Raw genomic sequence first — 18,162 nt, 5'->3', positions numbered from 1 at the left:
TCACGTGCGGCTTGGTCCGCTCGAATTTACCTTTTGCCATGATTCTCTTCTTTCAAAAATTATCGATTGAGATAGCGAATTACTTCGACTTCGCGCTGATGATCGCATCAGCAACGTTGCGCGGAGCTTCAGCGTAGTGCTTGAACTCCATCGTGTACGTTGCACGACCTTGCGTCAGCGAGCGCAGCGACGTCGAATAGCCGAACATTTCCGACAGCGGCACTTCGGCGCGCACGATCTTGCCGCCGCCAACCATGTCTTCCATGCCCTGGACGATACCGCGACGGCCCGACAGGTCGCCCATCACGTTGCCCATGTAGTCTTCCGGCGTCTCGACTTCGACAGCCATCATCGGCTCGAGGACGACCGGGTTCGCCTTGCGCATTGCTTCCTTGAACGCCATCGAACCGGCCATGCGGAACGCGTTTTCGTTCGAGTCAACGTCGTGGTACGAACCGAACGTCAGGTGAACCTTCACGTCGACGACCGGGAAGCCGGCCAGCACGCCCGACTTCAGCGTGTCCTGGATACCCTTGTCGACCGCCGGGATGTATTCACGCGGAATCACACCACCCTTGATCTCGTCGAAGAACTCGTAGCCCTTGCCTTGTTCGTTCGGCTCGAGCGTGATGACCGCGTGACCGTACTGGCCGCGACCACCCGACTGCTTGACGAACTTGCCGTCGACGTCCTTCGCCGTCGAACGGATCGTTTCGCGGTATGCAACCTGCGGCTTGCCGACGGTCGCTTCCACGCCGAATTCACGCTTCATCCGGTCGACCAGAATTTCGAGGTGGAGCTCGCCCATGCCCGAAATGATGGTCTGGCCCGACTCTTCGTCGGTCTGCACGCGGAACGACGGATCTTCCTGTGCCAGACGGTTCAGCGCCAGGCCCATCTTTTCCTGGTCAGCCTTGGTCTTCGGCTCGACAGCCTGCGAAATCACCGGCTCCGGGAACACCATGCGCTCGAGCACGATCGGGTTTGCCGGATCGCACAGCGTGTCGCCGGTGGTCGCTTCCTTCAGGCCGACCGCAGCAGCGATGTCGCCTGCACGGACTTCCTTGATTTCTTCACGCTGGTTCGCGTGCATCTGCAGAATACGGCCGAGGCGTTCCTTCTTGCCCTTGGTCGAGTTCAGCAGCGTGTCGCCCGAGTTGACGACGCCCGAGTACACACGGAAGAAGATCAGCTGGCCGACGAACGGGTCGGTCATGATCTTGAACGCGAGCGACGAGAACTTCTCGTCGTCCGACGCCTTGCGCTCAGCTTCTTCACCGTTTTCGAGCTCGCCCTTGACCGGCGGGATGTCGACCGGCGACGGCAGGAAGTCGATCACGGCGTCGAGCATACGCTGCACGCCCTTGTTCTTGAACGCGGTACCGCACAGCATCGGCTGGATTTCGCACGCGATCGTACGATCACGCAGCGCCTTGACGATGTCGGCTTCCGGCAGATCGCCTTCTTCCAGGTACTTGTTCATCAGGTCTTCGCTGGCTTCAGCAGCCACTTCGACCATCTTTTCGCGCCATTCCTTGCAGGTCTCTGCGAGCTCGGCCGGGATGTCGACGTAGTCGAACTTCGTGCCTTGCGACGCTTCGTCCCAAATGATCGCCTTCATCTTGATCAGGTCGACGACGCCCTTGAAGTTTTCTTCCGCGCCGATCGGCACCACGACCGGAACCGGGTTCGCCTTCAGGCGCAGACGGAGCTGGTCGTAGACCTTGAAGAAGTTCGCGCCGGTACGGTCCATCTTGTTGACGAACGCAAGACGCGGCACCTTGTACTTGTTAGCCTGGCGCCACACCGTTTCCGACTGCGGCTGCACGCCGCCCACTGCGCAGTACACCATGCACGCGCCGTCGAGCACGCGCATCGAACGCTCCACTTCGATCGTGAAGTCGACGTGGCCCGGGGTGTCGATGATGTTGATGCGGTGTTCCGGATAGTTGCCGCCCATGCCCTTCCAGAAGGCCGTGGTAGCAGCGGACGTGATCGTGATGCCACGCTCCTGTTCCTGCTCCATCCAGTCCATCGTGGCTGCGCCGTCGTGGACTTCACCGATCTTGTGGTTCACACCGGTGTAAAACAGAATGCGCTCGGTCGTCGTCGTTTTGCCGGCGTCGATGTGAGCGCTAATACCGATATTGCGGTAGCGCTCGATAGGAGTCTTGCGAGCCACTTTGATCCTCTACTGGGATGACACGATGCAGCCCTGCTGCATCATGCTTCAACACAAACGGGCGAGGCGCCTGAAAAGCGCACCCGCCCGGAATTTATTTCCGCAAACAGCCCAGCCAGGCGCTTAGAAACGGAAATGCGAGAACGCGCGGTTGGCTTCTGCCATGCGGTGAACTTCATCGCGCTTCTTCATCGCGCCGCCACGGCCTTCGGCCGCTTCGGAGAGTTCACCTGCCAGACGCAGAGCCATCGACTTCTCGCTGCGCTTCTTCGCAGCCTCACGCAGCCAGCGCATCGCCAATGCCATACGACGCGACGGGCGCACTTCGACCGGAACTTGATAGTTGGCACCACCAACGCGACGGCTCTTCACTTCGACCACCGGCTTGACGTTGTTGAGCGCAACCGTGAACACTTCCAGCGGGTCCTTGCCACCCTTGGTCTGGATCTGTTCGAATGCGCCATAAACGATGCGCTCTGCGACCGACTTCTTGCCGGACAGCATCAGCATGTTCATGAACTTGGCTACATCAACGTTACCGAACTTCGGATCCGGCAACACTTCCCGCTTGGGGACTTCGCGACGACGCGGCATGATTCTTCCTTTACTTGTTCAGTTGGAGCTGGTTCCAGCTCCGCGGCCACCAACAAACCCGATCACATCTTCACGACTAACCAGCTTGGCCGGGTGACCACTTACTCGACAGCACCGGCAATCCGGCACTCCCGCCTTGACCGCCCTGCGGCGATCCCTGATCAAAAACTGCTTACTTGGCAGCCTTTGCACGCTTCGCGCCGTACTTCGAGCGCGCTTGCTTACGGTCCTTGACGCCCTGGGTATCCAGCGAGCCGCGAACCATGTGGTAACGCACACCCGGCAAGTCCTTCACACGGCCGCCGCGGATCAGCACAACCGAGTGTTCCTGCAGGTTGTGGCCTTCACCGCCGATGTACGAAATCACTTCGAAGCCGTTCGTCAGACGAACCTTGGCGACCTTACGGAGTGCCGAGTTCGGCTTCTTCGGCGTCGTCGTGTACACACGGGTGCACACGCCGCGACGCTGGGGGCAGTCCTGCAGGGCCGGGCTCTTGCTCTTCGTCGTTTCCGACTGACGGCCTTTGCGAACCAGTTGGTTGATGGTTGGCATTGTTTATTCCTGAAATTGAACAAAATCTGCACATCGATTTCGGGCAAAGCGAGAATCGGCGCACAGTTGACTTCCGAACCGGCGAAACGGGTGCGAGCTTTCGAACGCAACTCGGCCCACCGAATACCGGAACCCAGCATCATATTCCGGAAATACCAACTAAGTCAACGGCTTGCGTGATTCGTCGGCCGGACGCGTGGTTTACCGGAAGGGTCGGAACGCCTGTGTCAGGCAGACTCGACGACGTCGATGATCTCGTCGCCGAAGCGCTCCAGCTTGCGCACCCCCATGCCGGGGATATGGCGCAGGTCGTCGATCGTCTCCGGCGCGTTGCGTGCGATCTCGGCGAGCGTCGCGTCGTGGAAGATCACATAGGCCGGCACGCCGTCCGTCTTCGCCGTTTCCGCGCGCCACGCGCGCAGCGCATCCCACCTTGCGCGCTCGCGCGTGCCCATGCCGGCGGTCGGGTCGACGCGCGTGCCGCTGCGGCCCGACGACTGGCGCGTGCGCTGCGGCTTCACATAGCGGCGCAGCGTGACCTTCTCCTCGTTCTTCAACACCGGCTTCGCGGCCTCGGTCAGCACGAGCGCACCGAAGCCGCCGTGATCGACCGCCAGGTAGCCGTACGCGACGAGCTGCCGAAATATCGCGCGCCACTCGGGCTCCGACAGCGACGCGCCGATCCCGAACGTCGTCAGCTGGTCGTGGCCCCGCTGCAACACCTTCTCGGTGCGCCCGCCGCGCAGGATCTCGATCAGGTGGCTCGAGCCGAAATTGAAGCCGCTCGCGCGCTGCGCGCGGAACACGCACGACAGCGCCATCTGCGCCTCACGCGTCGCGTCCCATGACGCGGGCGGCTCGAGGCACGTATCGCAGTTGCCGCACGGCTTGCTCTCCTCGCCGAAGTAGTTCAGCAGCCGCACGCGGCGGCACGAGATCGTCTCGCACAGCCCGAGCAGCGCGTCGAGCTTCGACGTCTGGACACGCTTGTGCGCGTCGTCCGCATCCGATTCGTCGATCATCTTGCGCTGCTGGACGACGTCGCCGAGCCCATAAGCCATCCACGCATTCGCGGGCATCCCGTCGCGGCCGGCGCGGCCCGTTTCCTGGTAGTAGCCTTCGACGCTCTTCGGCAGATCCAGATGCGCGACGAAGCGCACGTCCGGCTTGTCGATGCCCATGCCGAACGCGATCGTCGCACACATCACGATGCCTTCCTCGCGCTGGAACATTTCCTGGTGCTTCTGCCGCACCTCGAACTCCATCCCCGCGTGATACGGCAGCGCACGCACGCCTTGCGCCTTCAGCCATTCGGCCGTTTCCTCGACCTTGCGACGCGACAGGCAATAGACGACACCCGCATCCGTCGTGCCGTCGGCATTCGTGTGTTCGGCGCGGATGAAATCGAGCAGCTGCGATCGCGCGTTGTCCTTTTCGACGATCCGGTAGCGGATGTTCGGACGGTCGAAGCTCGACACGAACACGCGCGCGTCGTCGAGCGCGAGACGGTGGATGATCTCGTCGCGCGTGATCGCATCGGCCGTCGCGGTCAATGCGATGCGCGGCACCGACGGAAATCGCTCGTGCAACACCGACAGCTGGATGTATTCCGGGCGGAAATCGTGCCCCCATTGCGACACGCAGTGCGCTTCGTCGATCGCGAACAGGCCGATCTTCGCGCGCTCGAGCAGGTCGAGGAAGCGCCCCGTCATCAGCCGTTCGGGCGCGACATACAGCAGGTCAATTTCGCCTTCACGCAGCGCCCGCTCGGTCGCCGCGGCCTCGGCACCCGACAGTGTCGAGTTCAGGTACGCCGCGCGCACGCCCACTTCGCTCAGTGCGGCGACCTGGTCCTGCATCAGCGCGATCAGCGGCGACACGACGATACCGGCACCCTGTCCGGCCTCGCGACGCAGCAGCGCCGGAATCTGATAGCACAGCGACTTGCCGCCGCCGGTCGGCATCAGCACGAGACAATCGCCGCCGCCGGCGACGTGTTCGACGATTTCGCCCTGCTGGCCGCGAAAAGCGGGATAACCAAATACTTCGTCGAGGATTTCGAGGGCGCGGGACATGGAAGAGGACGGGGACGGCTGGACGATGACCGCAATTTTAACAACCCGCTCGCGGGACGCGGGGCGAATCGTGCGGTTTTGGCCATTCGGCCAGGGTTCGTTCGCGTGCATGACGAGCCTGCCACGACCGCGCCGCAAGTGATTGCGACGGCTTCGGCGGCGCTTGCAGCCAGGCCGCACGTCCGTCGCGAGCAAGCGAGGCCGGCACGGCACAGGCGCGTCATGCACGCGAACGACAGATGAAAAAAAACCGCCCGGCAAAACCGGGCGGTCTCGGTGACAGCGTGGTGAGGCAAGGCGGCTCGCGCCGCCCGCGCTTACTCGGCTGCCGGGTGCTGTTGCGGCTCTTCCGCAGCCGGCGTGCTCGGCGTGCCGAAATCGAACGCCTCTTCCGCTGCGATCTGGTCGAAACGCTCGCGATCCGACGATTCCTTCGCCTTACGTGCCTTGTGGAACGCGAGACCCGTACCGGCCGGGATCAGGCGGCCGACGATCACGTTTTCCTTCAGGCCGCGCAGATCGTCGCGCTTGCCCATGATCGCCGCTTCGGTCAGCACGCGGGTCGTTTCCTGGAACGATGCCGCGGAGATGAACGAGTCGGTCGACAGCGATGCCTTCGTGATACCGAGCAGCACGTTGTCGTACGAAGCCGGACGCTTGTCCTCGGCGATCATGCGATCGTTCTCGTCCAGCATGTCGGAACGCTCGACCTGTTCGCCTGGGATGAAGCGCGTATCGCCGTTGTCGGTGATCTGCACACGACGCAGCATCTGGCGAACGATCACCTCGATGTGCTTGTCGTTGATCTTCACGCCCTGCAGACGATACACGTCCTGCACTTCGTCGACGATGTAGCGCGACAGCGCCTCGATACCCTGCAGACGCAGGATGTCGTGCGGATCGGCCGGACCGTCCACGATCATTTCGCCCTTGTTGACGACCTGTGCATCGTGAACCAGAACCTGCTTTTCCTTCGCGATCAGGAACTCGTGCTGGTTGCCCTCGAGATCCGTGATGACGAGACGCTGCTTGCCCTTCGTGTCCTTACCGAACGACGTCGTACCGGTGACTTCCGCGAGAATGCCGGCATCCTTCGGCGAACGCGCTTCGAACAGTTCCGCCACCCGCGGCAGACCGCCGGTAATGTCACGCGTCTTCTGCGCTTCCGTCGGGATACGTGCGAGCACTTCACCGACCTGCACCTGCTGACCATCCTTCACGGTGATCAGTGCGCCGACCTGGAAGCCGATCTGCACCGCGTGCTCCGTGCCCGGAATCTTCACTTCGTCGCCGTTCGCGTCGAGCAGCTTGACCTGCGGACGCACGCTCTTCGAAGCCTGCGAACCACGACGCTTCACGTCGATCACGACCAGCGTCGACAGGCCGGTCACGTCGTCAATCTGCTTCGCGACGGTCACGCCTTCCTCTACGTTCTCGAACTTCACCGTACCACCGTACTCGGTGATGATCGGACGCGTCAGCGGATCCCACGTGGCGAGCTGCGTGCCTGCCTTGATCGTCGCGCCGTCGAGTTGCAGCAGCGTCGCGCCGTACGGCACTTTGTGACGCTCGCGCTCGCGACCGAAATCGTCGGTGATCATCGCTTCGCCCGAACGGGAAATGACGATCTGCTCGCCCTTCGCGTTCGTGACGTAACGCATCGTCGCCGTGAAGCGGACGATACCGTTGCTCTTCGCTTCGACCGACGAAGCCACTGCCGCACGCGATGCCGCACCACCGATGTGGAACGTACGCATCGTCAGCTGCGTGCCCGGTTCACCGATCGACTGTGCCGCGATCACGCCGACTGCTTCGCCGACGTTCACGAGCGAGCCGCGGCCGAGGTCACGGCCGTAGCACGACGCACACAGACCGTAGCGCGTTTCGCAGGTCAGCGGCGTGCGCACGCGCACTTCGTCGATGCCGAGGCGTTCGATTTCCTCGACCGCCGTTTCGTCGAGCAGCGTGCCCGATTCGTACACCGTTTCCTGCGTTTCCGGGTTCACGACGTCCGCAACCGCAACGCGGCCGAGGATCCGGTCGCGCAGCGCCTCGACGACTTCACCGCCTTCGACGAGTGCCTTCATCGCCACGCCGTTCGACGTGCCGCAATCGTCTTCCACGACGACCAGATCCTGCGTGACGTCGACGAGACGACGCGTCAGGTAACCCGAGTTCGCGGTCTTCAGTGCCGTATCAGCCAGACCCTTACGTGCACCGTGGGTCGAGATGAAGTACTGCAACACGTTCAGACCTTCGCGGAAGTTCGCGGTAATCGGCGTCTCGATAATCGAGCCGTCCGGCTTCGCCATCAGGCCACGCATACCGGCCAGCTGACGAATCTGAACCGCCGAACCCCGGGCGCCCGAGTCGGCCATCATGTAGATCGAGTTGAACGACTCCTGGCGCGTCTCGTTGCCGTCGCGGTCCGTCACCGGCTCCGTCGACAGCTGCTCCATCATCGCCTTGCCGACCGCTTCCGACGTTGCCGACCAGATGTCGACCACGTTGTTGTAGCGTTCCTGCGCGGTGACGAGACCCGACATGTACTGGCGGTCGTACTCCTTCACCTTCTTCGCGGCGTCGCCGACGATCGTTTCCTTCTGCGGCGGCACGAGCATGTCGTCCACGCAGATCGAAATGCCGGCACGCGTCGCGAGACGGAAACCCGACTGCATCAGCTGGTCGGCAAACACCACCGTCGCGCGCAGACCGCACTTGCGGAACGCCGTGTTGATCAGGCGCGAGATTTCCTTCTTCTTCAGCGGCTTGTTCAGCACCGAGAACGGCAGGCCGTGCGGCAGGATCTCCGACAGGATCGCGCGGCCGACGGTCGTCGCATACAGCGAGATCTTCGGCACGAACGGCGGCGCGCCTTCCGACGTGTCTTCGTTGTGGACCATTTCGGTGATCCGCACGTTGACGCGCGAGGCCAGCTCGACTTCCTTGTTCTCGTACGCGCGGATCACTTCCGACACGCCCGTGAACGACAGGCCTTCGCCCTTGCCGTTGACCGCTTCGCGGGTCGCGTAGTACAGACCCAGCACGATATCCTGCGACGGCACGATCGACGGATCGCCGTTGGCCGGGAACAGCACGTTGTTCGACGCCAGCATCAGCGTACGCGCTTCCATCTGCGCTTCGAGCGACAGCGGCACGTGAACGGCCATCTGGTCACCGTCGAAGTCGGCGTTGAACGCCGCGCAGACGAGCGGGTGCAGCTGAATTGCCTTGCCTTCGATCAGCACCGGCTCGAACGCCTGGATACCGAGACGGTGCAGCGTCGGCGCACGGTTCAGCATCACCGGGTGCTCGCGGATCACCTCTTCGAGGATGTCCCACACCACCGGCGTCTGGTTCTCGACTTCCTTCTTCGCAGCCTTGATGGTCGTCGCGACGCCCATCACTTCCAGCTTGTTGAAGATGAACGGCTTGAACAGCTCGAGCGCCATCAGCTTCGGCAGACCGCACTGGTGCAGCTTCAGCGTCGGGCCGACCACGATGACCGAACGGCCCGAGTAGTCGACGCGCTTGCCCAGCAGGTTCTGACGGAAACGACCGCCCTTGCCCTTGATCATGTCGGCGAGCGACTTCAGCGGACGCTTGTTCGCGCCCGTCATCGCCTTGCCGCGACGACCGTTGTCGAGCAGCGAGTCGACGGCTTCCTGCAGCATCCGCTTTTCGTTGCGGACGATGATTTCAGGTGCCTTCAGCTCGAGCAGACGCTTCAACCGGTTGTTACGGTTGATCACGCGGCGGTACAGGTCGTTCAGGTCCGACGTCGCGAAACGGCCGCCGTCCAGCGGCACGAGCGGACGCAGTTCCGGCGGCAGCACCGGCAGCACTTCGAGGATCATCCACTCGGGCTTGATGCCCGAGCGCTGGAATGCCTCGAGGACCTTCAGGCGCTTCGCGTACTTCTTGATCTTCGCTTCCGAGCCGGTGTTCTTCAGCTCGGTGCGCAGCGTCTCGACCTGCTCGTCGATGTTGATCGCGCGCAGCAGTTCACGCACGCCTTCCGCGCCCATTTCGGCACGGAATTCGTCGCCGTATTCCTCGACCTTGTTGTAGTAATCCTCTTCGGTCATGATCTGCCGCGCCTTCAGCGGCGTCATGCCCGGTTCGATCACCACGTATGCTTCGAAGTACAGCACGCGTTCGATGTCGCGCAGCGTCATGTCGAGCACCATGCCCAGACGCGACGGCAGCGACTTCAGGAACCAGATGTGTGCGACCGGCGAGGCCAGCTCGATGTGGCCCATCCGTTCGCGACGCACCTTCGCCAGCGTCACTTCGACGCCGCACTTCTCGCAGATCACGCCGCGGTGCTTCAGGCGCTTGTACTTGCCGCACAGGCACTCGTAGTCCTTGATCGGCCCGAAGATCTTCGCGCAGAAGAGACCATCGCGTTCCGGCTTGAACGTACGGTAGTTGATGGTCTCCGGCTTCTTCACTTCGCCGAACGACCACGAACGGATCTTGTCAGGCGAAGCCAGACCGATCTTGATCGCGTCGAAAACTTCTTCCTGTTGGACTTGCTTGAATAGATCGAGCAGAGCTTTCATTGCTTTCTCTCCGTAGTCCGATTAATTGCGGTCGAGATCGATGTCGATACCGAGCGAGCGGATTTCCTTCACGAGCACGTTGAAGGATTCCGGCATGCCTGCATCGATCACGTGGTCGCCCTTGACGAGGTTTTCGTACACCTTCGTCCGGCCGGTCACGTCATCCGACTTCACCGTCAGCATTTCCTGCAGCACGTAGGACGCGCCGTACGCTTCGAGTGCCCACACTTCCATTTCACCGAAACGCTGGCCACCGAACTGCGCCTTACCACCCAGCGGCTGCTGCGTGACGAGCGAGTACGGGCCGGTCGAACGCGCGTGCATCTTGTCGTCGACCAAGTGGTGCAGCTTCAGGTAGTGCATGTAGCCCAGCGTCACGCGACGCTCGAACATTTCACCCGTGCGGCCGTCGTACAGACGGACCTGGTTCTTCGACGGGTTCATGCCGAGCTGTTCAGCGATGTCGTCCGGGAACGCGAGGTCGAGCATCTTGCCCATTTCTTCCTCGGTCGCACCGTCGAACACCGGCGTCGCGAACGGCACGCCTTCGCGCAGGTTCTTCGCGAGTTCGAGGATCTCGTCGTCGGTGAAGCTTTCCAGGTCTTCCTGGCGGCCCGACTCGTTGTAGATCTTCGTCAGGAACACGCGCAGTTCCTCGATCTTCGCCTGACGCTGCAGCATTTCGCCGATACGCCAGCCGAGGCCCTTCGCGGCCCAGCCGAGGTGCACTTCCAGAACCTGACCCACGTTCATCCGCGACGGAACGCCCAGCGGGTTCAGCACGACGTCTGCCGGACGGCCGTCGGCCATGTACGGCATGTCTTCGATCGGGACGATCTTCGACACGACACCCTTGTTACCGTGACGGCCTGCCATCTTGTCGCCAGGCTGCAGACGGCGCTTCACCGCGAGGTACACCTTGACCATCTTCAGCACGCCCGGCGGCAGTTCGTCGCCTTGCGTGAGCTTCTTGCGCTTCTCTTCGAATGCGAGGTCGAACTGGTGACGCTTCTCTTCGATCGAGTTCTTGATCGCTTCGAGCGATGCCGCTGCTTCGTCGTCCGCGAGGCGGATGTCGAACCAGTGGTAGTGGTCGAGGTCTTCCAGGTAAGCCTGGTCGATCTTCGTGCCCTTCGCGAGCTTCTTCGGACCGCCGTTCGCGACCTTGCCCACGAGCATGCGCGCGAGACGCTGGAACGCGTCGCCTTCCACGATGCGCAGCTGGTCGTTCAGGTCGAGACGGTAGCGCTTCAGTTCGTCGTCGATGATCTGTTGCGCACGCTTGTCGCGCTGGATGCCTTCACGCGTGAACACCTGGACGTCGATCACGGTACCGCTCATGCCCGACGGCACGCGCAGCGACGTGTCCTTCACGTCCGAAGCCTTCTCGCCGAAGATCGCGCGCAGCAGCTTCTCTTCCGGCGTCAGCTGGGTCTCGCCCTTCGGCGTGACCTTGCCGACCAGCACGTCGCCTGCTTCGACTTCCGCACCGATGTACACGATGCCCGATTCGTCGAGACGGCCGAGCTGGACTTCCGCCAGGTTCGAGATGTCGCGCGTGATTTCTTCCGGCCCGAGCTTCGTGTCGCGTGCAACGACGTTCAGCTCTTCGATGTGGATCGACGTGTAGCGATCGTCCGCAACCACCTTCTCCGAGATCAGGATCGAGTCTTCGAAGTTGTAGCCGTTCCACGGCATGAACGCGATCAGCATGTTCTGGCCGAGCGCGAGCTCGCCCAGGTCCGTCGAGGCGCCGTCGGCCAGCACGTCGCCGCGCGAGACCTTGTCGCCCATCTTCACGATCGGACGCTGGTTGATGTTCGTGTTCTGGTTCGAACGCGTGTACTTGATCAGGTTGTAGATGTCGACACCGACTTCACCCGCGACCGCTTCGTCGTCGTTCACGCGAATCACGATACGGCCTGCGTCGACGTAGTCGACCACACCGCCGCGGAACGCCTGAACCGTCGTACCCGAGTCGACCGCGCAGGTGCGCTCGATGCCCGTACCGACGACCGGCTTTTCCGGACGCAGACACGGCACGGCCTGACGCTGCATGTTCGAACCCATCAGTGCACGGTTCGCATCGTCGTGCTCGAGGAACGGAATCAGCGAGGCTGCCACCGACACGATCTGCGACGGCGCGACGTCCATGTACTGGATACGGTCCGGCGTAACCATCATCGTTTCGCCGGCTTCACGCGACGACACGAGTTCGTCGATCAGCGTGCCGTTCTCGTCGATCGCGGCGTTCGCCTGAGCGATCATGTAACGGCCTTCCTCGATCGCCGACAGGTAGTCGATCTGGTCGGTCACCTTGCTGTCCACGACCTTGCGGTACGGCGTCTCGAGGAAGCCGTACTCGTTCAGGTGCGCGTACAATGCGAGCGAGTTGATCAGGCCGATGTTCGGACCTTCCGGCGTTTCGATCGGGCACACGCGGCCATAGTGGGTCGGGTGCACGTCACGAACTTCGAAGCCTGCGCGTTCGCGCGTCAGACCGCCCGGGCCCAGTGCGGAAACACGGCGCTTGTGCGTGATTTCCGACAGCGGGTTGGTCTGGTCCATGAACTGCGACAGCTGCGACGAACCGAAGAACTCGCGGATCGCCGACGAAATCGGCTTCGAGTTGATCAGGTCGTGCGGCATCAGGTTTTCGCTTTCGGCCTGGCCGAGGCGTTCCTTGACCGCGCGCTCGACACGCACGAGACCTGCGCGGAACTGGTTTTCCGCCAGTTCGCCGACGCAACGCACGCGACGGTTGCCGAGGTGGTCGATGTCGTCCACTTCGCCCTTGCCGTTGCGCAGCTCGACGAGGATCTTGATCGTCGCGAGGATGTCGTCGTCCTGCAGCGTCATCGGGCCGACGATCTCGTCACGGCCGACGCGGCGGTTGAACTTCATGCGGCCGACCTTCGACAGGTCGTACGCTTCTTCGCTGTAGAACAGACGGTTGAACAGCGCCTCGACCGCTTCTTCGGTCGGCGGCTCGCCCGGACGCATCATGCGGTAGATCGCGATGCGCGCGGCCGTCTTGTCGGTCGTTTCGTCGACACGCAGCGTCGACGAGATGTACGGGCCCTGGTCCAGATCGTTCGTGTAGAGCGTCTGGATGTCCTTGATGCCCGCTTCGCGCAGCTTCTCGAGCACGCTTTCCGTGACTTCGTCGTTCGCGCTCGCGATCACTTCGCCGGTGTCGCCGTCGACGACGTTCTTCGCCAGCACGCGGCCGAGCAGATAGTCTTCCGGCACCGAGATGAACTTGGTCTTCGCGGCTTCGAGATCGCGAATGTGCTTCGCGTTGATCCGCTTGTCCTTCTGGACGATGACCTTGCCATCACGATCCGTGATGTCGAAACGCGCGACTTCACCACGCAGGCGCTCGGGCACGAACTCGAGTTGTGCGCCTTCGTCCATCAGCGTGAAGTTGTCGAACACGAAGAAGTTCGCGAGGATCTGTTCCGGCGTCAGGCCGATGGCCTTCAGCAGGATCGTGACCGGCATCTTGCGGCGACGGTCGACGCGGAAGTACAGGATGTCCTTCGGATCGAATTCGAAGTCGAGCCACGAGCCGCGGTACGGAATGATCCGTGCCGAGAACAGCAGCTTGCCCGAGCTGTGCGTCTTGCCCTTGTCGTGTTCGAAGAACACGCCCGGCGAACGGTGCAGCTGCGAGACGATGACACGCTCGGTGCCGTTGATGACGAACGAGCCCGTCGGCGTCATGAGCGGAATTTCGCCCATGTACACTTCCTGCTCCTTCACTTCCTTGACGACCGGCTTGTTCGGCGATTCCTTGTCGAGGATGACAAGGCGGACCTTCGCGCGCAGCGCGGAGCAGTACGTCAGGCCGCGCTGCTGGCATTCCTTGATGTTGAATGCCGGCGCGGACAACGCGTAGCTCACGAACTCGAGGCGCGCAAAGCCGTTGTGCGAAACAATGGGAAATACCGATGTGAACGCGGCCTGCAAACCTTCAGGCTTGCGTTGCGTGGCCGGCACATCGGCTTGCAGAAACGTGCTGAATGATTCAAGCTGGGTAGCCAGCAAGAAAGGAACTTGGTGAACGATGGGGCGCTTCGCGAAACTCTTGCGAATGCGCTTCTTCTCGGTGAAGGAATATTGCATACGATCTCCGAATCACGGCGGGTGCTATCGAGGCGGAATACCTGGACGTTTCAAACCCGAGTGTTCACCGACTGAGACCCGATGGCCGTCCGACGGCTTGAACGAGCCGAGAAGCTTGGTGGTTGGCCGCTACCAACCGCTGGCTGACGGCAGCGGATGCCTGTGTTGCCCGCTACCCGACCAAACTTGCCTTCTGCAGTCGCTTCAGAAGACAAAGAGAACCGCCATTCGTGACCAATCACAACGATCAGGCGGTTTTCTTTGGCTTCTGGGGCCGATTATTCGGGCTCCCGAATGAGTGCCAGAATAACGTCCCCACAAAGCACAAAAAGGCCGGCGGTGAAAATACCGCCAGCCTTCGCACAGCGCGCCGAAACTTACTTGACTTCGACCTTCGCGCCAGCTTCTTCCAGCTTCTTCTTGGCTTCTTCAGCAGCAGCCTTGTCAACGCCTTCCTTGACAGCCTTCGGTGCGCCGTCAACGACGTCCTTCGCTTCCTTCAGGCCCAGGCCCGTCAGTTCGCGAACTGCCTTGATGACTGCAACCTTGTTGCTGCCTGCTTCAGCCAGAACGACCGTGAATTCGGTCTTCTCTTCTGCAGCAGCAGCAGCGCCGCCGCCTGCCGGGCCAGCGACTGCCACTGCAGCTGCCGACACGCCAAACTTCTCTTCGAACGCCTTGACCAGTTCGTTCAGTTCCAGAACGGTCATCCCTTCGACTGCTGCCAGGATGTCTTCTTTTGCGATTGCCATTTGAAATACTCCTAAATTGAATTCGGATACAGCCAGCGATCAATGACGCTGATGCACGTTCGATTACGCAGCTTCCGCTTGCTTCTTCTCTGCCAGCGCGGCCAGGGCACGCGCGAAGCCCGAAACAGGCGATTGCATAACGAACAGCAGCTTCGAGAGCAGTTCTTCGCGGCTCGGGATGCTTGCCAGCGCTTGCACGCCAGCCTTGTCCATCACCTTGCCATCGAACGAACCAGCCTTGATGACCAACTTGTCATTGCTCTTGCTGAAGTCGTTGACGACCTTAGCAGCAGCAATTGCATCTTCCGAGATGCCGTAGATCAACGGGCCAGTCATCTGCTCTGCCAGCGGAGCAAACGGCGTACCTTCAACGGCGCGGCGCGCCAGCGTGTTCTTCAACACGCGCAGGTAAACCTGTTGCTCGCGCGCTTTCGCGCGCAGCTTGGTCAGATCGCCAACCGCAATTCCACGATACTCAGCCAGCACAACGGTCTGGGCCTTCGCGACTTGCGCGGAAACCTCAGCGACGACGGCTTGCTTGTCTTCTCTATTAAGCGGCACGGTTAGCCTCCAGAAACGATACGTTCGGCGTGGCCGGCATGGCCGAAACCTCACGTACCTCGTTCAACAACGGCGTCCGACCTCGTTAGGAGTATTTCCACCTCATGCCGCGAATCGCTTCACGGCCTGGGGCTTCACCACTGCAAAACTTTTTCGGGTTCGCCATCTGCGTTGGCTTGAATTAAGGGATCACCTGACTGCTGCGCCCCACCAACGGTCTTTGATAACCGGTTGCCCGCCTTGCCTGCACGAACAACCGCCCAAAGCCCATGTAGGCCGCTTCGCGAACGAAGCGGCCCGAATACTTGCTTACTGTGCTGCCAGCGTAGCCTGGTCGACACGCACGCCGACGCCCATCGTGCTCGACAGTGCGATCTTGCGCAGGTAGACGCCCTTGCTCGTTGCCGGCTTTGCCTTCTGCAGCGCTTCGATCAGCGCCGACAGGTTCGAACGCAGTGCGGTCGGCTCGAACGATGCGCGGCCGATGGTCGCGTGGATGATACCGGCCTTGTCGACACGGAATTGCACCTGACCAGCCTTCGCGTTCTTGACGGCGGTTGCGACGTCCGGCGTGACCGTACCGACCTTCGGGTTCGGCATCAGGCCGCGCGGGCCGAGGATCTGACCCAGCGTACCGACGATACGCATCGTGTCCGGCGAAGCGATCACGATGTCGAAGTCCATCTGGCCAGCCTTGATCTGCTCGGCCAGGTCTTCCATACCGACGATTTCCGCGCCTGCTGCACGAGCTTGCTCGGCCTTCTCGCCTTGCGCGAACACGGCAACGCGAACCGACTTGCCCGTACCTGCCGGCAGAACGACCGAACCACGAACGACCTGGTCCGACTTCTTCGCATCGATGCCGAGCTGGACTGCGACGTCGATCGACTCGTCGAACTTCGCGCTCGCGCATTCCTTCACGAGGCTCAGTGCGTCTTCGATCGCGTACAGCTTCTGACGATCGACCTTGGCGGCAAATGCCTGACGGCGCTTGGAGATCTTAGCCATTTACACGCCCTCCACAGTGATGCCCATCGAGCGTGCGCTACCAGCGATGGTGCGAACGGCTGCGTCCAGATCAGCTGCCGTAAGGTCCGGCATCTTGGTCTTCGCGATTTCTTCGGCTTGAGCGCGCGTGATCGAACCGACCTTGTCGGTGTGCGGCTTGCTCGAGCCCTTGTCCACCTTCGCCGCCTTCTTGATCAGGACGGTCGCCGGCGGCGTCTTCATCACGAACGTGAAGCTCTTGTCAGCGAATGCCGTGATGACCACCGGCACCGGCAGACCCGGCTCCATGCCTTGAGTCTGCGCGTTGAACGCCTTGCAGAACTCCATGATGTTCAGGCCGCGCTGGCCCAGTGCCGGACCGACCGGCGGCGACGGGTTGGCTTTACCTGCAGGGATCTGCAGCTTGATAAAGCCGATAATCTTCTTTGCCATTTGTGAACCTCATTGGAACGCCGGAAGGGCGTTCGGTGAGTGATAACGCGCTTTCGCCTCTGGCTACTGACGCTCCTCAACGGCCATGACGCGGGCCGTAAGCGCGAAGGTGGGCAGCCGAGGCTGCCCACCGAATCGGGATCAAACTTTTTCGACCTGGCCGAACTCGAGTTCGACCGGGGTGGATCGGCCAAAGATGGTGACCGACACACGCACGCGCGATTTTTCGTAGTTGACTTCTTCGACGGTGCCGTTGAAGTCCGTGAACGGGCCTTCCTTCACACGCACCATCTCGCCGACTTCGAACAGGGTCTTCGGGCGCGGCTTCTCGACGCCTTCCTGCATCTGCGACATGATCTTCTCGACTTCCTTCGGGGAAATCGGGGTCGGGCGGTTACGTGCACCGCCAACGAAACCGGTAACCTTCGCGGTGTTCTTCACGAGGTGCCACGTTTCGTCCGTCATTTCCATCTCCACCAGCACGTAGCCGGGGAAGAATCGACGCTCGGTTACTGCCTTGTGGCCGCCTTTGACTTCGACCACTTCTTCGGTCGGAACCAGGATCTGACCGAATTTGTCCTGCATGCCAGCACGTTCGATGCGCTCCTGAAGCGCACGTTGCACGCTCTTCTCCATACCGGAGTAGGCGTGCACGACGTACCAACGCTTTCCGCTCGGGGATGCCGGAGTATCGCTCATATCATTTCCAACCCAGAATCGCCGAGAAAATCACCCATTCGATCGATTTGTCACTCAACCAGAGGAAAATCGCCATCACGAGCACGAAACCGAACACGACGAGTGTGGTTTGCGTTGCTTCTTTGCGGGTGGGCCAAACGACCTTCCGGACTTCCTTGTACGAATCCTTGGCAAAGGCGATGAGGCTCTTGCCAGGGGCGGACATCAGCCCGACGGCCACGCCGGCGATGATCCCTACCGCCAACGCGGCACCGCGGACATACCACTGCTGATTGGCCAGCCAGAAGAAGCCCACGAATCCGGCCAAGACCAGCAATACGCCCAGGGCCAGCATCAGCTTATCGCCGGAGGTATTTACAGTTTCGACGGATGGATTCGCCATAACACCTTAAAACAAATGCCACGTAGGACACGTGGCTATTTTTTGGCAGGGGCAGAGGGAATCGAACCCCCAACCTTCGGTTTTGGAGACCGACGCTCTGCCAGTTGAGCTATACCCCTAAACCATACTGGGGCTGGCTGTTGCCAGCCCCAAAACTGTCGATCAACGAATAACTGGCTTACTCGATGATCTTGGCGACGACGCCAGCACCGACCGTACGGCCGCCTTCAC

General features: G+C 61.5%; 12 protein-coding genes and 1 tRNA gene. All 13 read right to left on the bottom strand.

The features are described from left to right. Nucleotides 1-79 precede the first annotated feature (79 nt). Entirely contained in the window at nucleotides 80-2,182 is a 2,103-nt protein-coding gene (fusA, locus tag L810_RS28725) for an elongation factor G (RefSeq protein WP_021161762.1), read from the bottom strand. A gap of 123 nt (nucleotides 2,183-2,305) precedes the next feature. Continuing rightward, nucleotides 2,306-2,776: a 30S ribosomal protein S7 gene (gene rpsG, locus L810_RS28720; protein WP_006477195.1), complete on the bottom strand. Its 471-nt coding sequence runs from the start codon at nucleotides 2,774-2,776 to the stop codon at nucleotides 2,306-2,308. Between the two features lie 172 nt (nucleotides 2,777-2,948). Further along, on the bottom strand, nucleotides 2,949-3,329 hold the full coding sequence (gene rpsL, locus L810_RS28715; RefSeq protein ID WP_006400662.1) for a 30S ribosomal protein S12: 381 nt from the start codon (nucleotides 3,327-3,329) through the stop codon (nucleotides 2,949-2,951). 227 nt (nucleotides 3,330-3,556) lie between these two features. Next, complete coding sequence (gene recQ / locus L810_RS28710; protein WP_021161761.1) at nucleotides 3,557-5,404, bottom strand: DNA helicase RecQ; 1,848 nt, start codon at nucleotides 5,402-5,404, stop codon at nucleotides 3,557-3,559. 317 nt (nucleotides 5,405-5,721) lie between these two features. Continuing rightward, complete coding sequence (gene rpoC, locus L810_RS28705) at nucleotides 5,722-9,969, bottom strand: DNA-directed RNA polymerase subunit beta' (protein ID WP_021161759.1); 4,248 nt, start codon at nucleotides 9,967-9,969, stop codon at nucleotides 5,722-5,724. Between the two features lie 21 nt (nucleotides 9,970-9,990). After that, nucleotides 9,991-14,097, bottom strand: coding sequence for a DNA-directed RNA polymerase subunit beta (gene rpoB, locus L810_RS28700; protein ID WP_021161758.1), 4,107 nt, complete (start codon nucleotides 14,095-14,097; stop codon nucleotides 9,991-9,993). A gap of 377 nt (nucleotides 14,098-14,474) precedes the next feature. Further along, the gene (gene rplL, locus L810_RS28695; protein ID WP_021161757.1) at nucleotides 14,475-14,849 is read right to left on the bottom strand and encodes a 50S ribosomal protein L7/L12; all 375 of its coding nucleotides are present in this window, start codon (nucleotides 14,847-14,849) and stop codon (nucleotides 14,475-14,477) included. 63 nt (nucleotides 14,850-14,912) lie between these two features. Continuing rightward, entirely contained in the window at nucleotides 14,913-15,410 is a 498-nt protein-coding gene (gene rplJ / locus L810_RS28690) for a 50S ribosomal protein L10 (RefSeq protein ID WP_021161756.1), read from the bottom strand. Nucleotides 15,411-15,719: 309 nt separating this feature from the next. Continuing rightward, nucleotides 15,720-16,418 (bottom strand): 50S ribosomal protein L1, encoded by a 699-nt coding sequence (gene rplA / locus L810_RS28685; RefSeq protein ID WP_006482906.1) that lies wholly within the window; start codon nucleotides 16,416-16,418, stop codon nucleotides 15,720-15,722. Then, nucleotides 16,419-16,850 (bottom strand): 50S ribosomal protein L11, encoded by a 432-nt coding sequence (gene rplK, locus L810_RS28680; protein ID WP_006477201.1) that lies wholly within the window; start codon nucleotides 16,848-16,850, stop codon nucleotides 16,419-16,421. It lies immediately after the preceding gene. Nucleotides 16,851-16,991: 141 nt separating this feature from the next. Continuing rightward, nucleotides 16,992-17,549: a transcription termination/antitermination protein NusG gene (gene nusG / locus L810_RS28675; protein ID WP_006400672.1), complete on the bottom strand. Its 558-nt coding sequence runs from the start codon at nucleotides 17,547-17,549 to the stop codon at nucleotides 16,992-16,994. Nucleotide 17,550: 1 nt separating this feature from the next. Beyond that, entirely contained in the window at nucleotides 17,551-17,931 is a 381-nt protein-coding gene (gene secE, locus L810_RS28670) for a preprotein translocase subunit SecE (protein WP_006482892.1), read from the bottom strand. Nucleotides 17,932-17,974: 43 nt separating this feature from the next. Continuing rightward, nucleotides 17,975-18,050: transfer RNA gene (locus tag L810_RS28665), tRNA-Trp, on the bottom strand. Nucleotides 18,051-18,162 lie beyond the last annotated feature (112 nt).

Origin of the sequence: Burkholderia sp. AU4i (assembly GCF_000466765.1) — a bacterium.
Taxonomy (GTDB): Bacteria; Pseudomonadota; Gammaproteobacteria; order Burkholderiales; family Burkholderiaceae; genus Burkholderia; species Burkholderia cepacia.
Note: the sequence above shows the minus strand (reverse complement) of the source record. Positions and strands in the feature narration are given on the sequence as shown.